The organism is Bacillota bacterium, from assembly GCA_024655925.1.
In the GTDB taxonomy this organism is placed as follows: Bacteria; Bacillota; DTU025; order DTU025; family JANLFS01; genus JANLFS01.
Map to the genome: position 1 here is coordinate 30,851 of JANLFS010000022.1, position 2,254 is coordinate 33,104.

At 62.8% G+C, this 2,254-nt stretch carries 3 protein-coding genes; all 3 read left to right on the plus strand.

The window, feature by feature from the left end:
- Positions 1–760: hypothetical protein (locus tag NUW23_05150; GenBank protein MCR4425564.1), on the plus strand; the 760-nt coding region annotated here is incomplete at its 5' end.
- Positions 757–1,623, plus strand: a complete 867-nt coding sequence (locus NUW23_05155) for a VanW family protein (protein MCR4425565.1) — start codon at positions 757–759, stop codon at positions 1,621–1,623. The genes NUW23_05150 and NUW23_05155, both read left to right, overlap by 4 nt.
- A gap of 20 nt (positions 1,624–1,643) precedes the next feature.
- The gene (locus NUW23_05160; GenBank protein ID MCR4425566.1) at positions 1,644–2,138 is read left to right on the plus strand and encodes a pyridoxamine 5'-phosphate oxidase family protein; all 495 of its coding nucleotides are present in this window, start codon (positions 1,644–1,646) and stop codon (positions 2,136–2,138) included.
- The last annotated feature ends 116 nt before the right edge of the window (positions 2,139–2,254 follow it).

A 2,254-nucleotide genomic window follows, 5' to 3' on the forward strand; every position in this document is an offset into this window, starting at 1 on the left:
AACTCGGTCCGGCGCGGTGTGGCGATCCACCCGAGACTCGGCCGCGGCGGTCTTAGCGTTCATTGAGTACCTGAAGGCGACGGGGCAGCGCGAAGGGCCTGATAGAACAGTGACCGTGCACGTAAACGGAAAGCAGGCGGGCAAGGTCGAATTCGCCGGGGCATCGAAGCTTGGAGAGGCGAAAACGATAGAGATTGAGCCAGATCTGATCGCCTCGGGATTGAACACCGTCAAGATCTCCGCATCCTCGGGGCCTGTCTACTACTCGATGTCTGCATCCTGGCATGTCGAAGCCAAGAAGATCGAGGCGCGGACGGGTTCGGCCGAGATCACGAGGGAGTACTTCCGGGTAGACCGCGCGGCCGCCGCATCGGAGAACGGGCAATATCGGCTTACGCCGCTGGACGGACAAGTCAACGTGGGGGAGGAGATCCTCGTCCGCGTGACGGTGCGCCCTCGTTCCGCCATGGAATACATGGCGTTCGAGGATCCGGTCCCGTCAGGCTTCGAAGTGAGGGAGGATCCGGGCGATCGCTACTCCTGGAATTACTGGTACGGCAGGCGCGAAGTCCGCGACAACCGGGTGGCGGTGTTCGCGCACGCTCTTCCGGCCCGGGGCGCGTGGAGCTTCGAGTACTTGATGACTCCCGAACACGAAGGCGAGTATCTGGTGATGCCCACTCGGGCGTGGTCCATGTACTATCCGGATCTTGCGGCCAGGGGAGAAAGCACGGTCATCAAGGTGGGGCGAGGGCAATGAAAGCTCGGGGCGTCTGGGCCGCGTTGACTTGGCTCACGCTCTTGGGGTTGACGGCGGCAGGCCCGGTGGCCGCGCCAGGCATGGCCCGGGGAGCCGAAATGAGCCTCGCGCAGGCGCTCGGGCCGGCCCACGCTGAGCAGCGGGACTGGGCAAGCCCGGGCGGTTCCGAATCGGTGAGGCTCTCCTCAGCCACCACCCCCCTGGGCCCCGATGAGGCGAACCGCAACCACAACATCGCAAAAGCGGCGAGCCTCATAGACGGGATCACCATAGGGCCGGGGGAGGAGTTCTCCTTCAACCGCGCGGTGGGCGAGAGAGGATTCGACCAGGGCTACCTGCCCGCCAGGGTCATTGCGGATGGCAGGAGCGAGGCCGGAGTGGCGGGAGGGATATGCCAGCTGTCGTCGACAGTGTACCATGCCGCCTTGCTTGCGGGTATGTCGATCACGGAGAGGCATCCCCACTCCAGGCCTGTGCAATATACCGCTCCCGGCCTCGATGCCACCGTGGCCTGGGGCACGCTTGATCTGAGGTGGGTGAACACCAGAGACGGCCCGGTTGTGATCAGGTGCTCGCTTAAAGGGCCAAGGCTTGTGGTGGTGTTCGAAGGACGCCCGCCAAGTCCGGAGATCGAGGTCAGCGCGGAGGTTGTCGAGATCATCCCCCCTAGGCCGATGGCGCCGCCCGATGCGGCGGGCAGGTCTACCCGGCCCCCGAGCCCGGACGCGCGGAGGCTCGCCTCCCCAGGCGCCCCTGGATATCGGGTGGAAGTATGGAGGACCTACACCGAAGCGGACGGTTCGAGAGTGAGGGAGTTGATCTCGAGAGACCTCTATGAGCCCATAAACGCCGTAGTGCAATAGGAGGAGATCAGGTGCGCGATATGAGGCGAAAGGACCGGGCCATCCCCGACTCCGCGGAGAGTATGGCCCTTCTCGCGAAGGCTGATTACTGTTTCCTTGCGACCTGTGGGGGTGACTCCGTCCCACTCATCACCCCCGTGAACCACGTGGTCGTCGGGGGCGTCGTCTACCTCCATTGTGCCTGGGAGGGCCACAAGATCGATAACATCCGAGCTAACCCGAAGGTATGCGTGTCCGCCGTCCCCAGGGCGCGGGTGGACCCGGAGAGGTACACCACCTACTACGAGAGTGTCGTCGCGTTCGGGAACGCCAGGATAGTGACTTCCAACGAAGAGAGGAACCACGCCCTTCGGGCACTTTGCGCCAGATTCGCGCCAGGGCGGGAGTTCGCCGCCTCGTGCGATTCAAGCGAGACGGAGCGGACGTGTGTAGTCGCAGTGGATATCGACTACATCACTGGAAAGAGGAACCCCGACCCTCTTGACTGGCCGGAACGTGCTAATTGCGTCAGGTAAAAATGCGTCTGAAGTATGATTCGTTTCCTCATCTGGGTGAGTCAACACTCAACTCAGTGGCGGTAGCGTAAAGTTTAGGTAGGTAAGTATGGGGTCAATGAAGAAGAGAGACCCCA

Bases quoted from the DNA above. Each gene is read 5' to 3' on its own strand.
- NUW23_05155 (MCR4425565.1), top strand. From the start codon at position 757: ATGAAAGCTCGGGGCGTCTGGGCCGCGTTGACTTGGCTCACGCTCTTG.
- NUW23_05160 (MCR4425566.1), top strand. From the start codon at position 1,644: ATGAGGCGAAAGGACCGGGCCATCCCCGACTCCGCGGAGAGTATGGCC.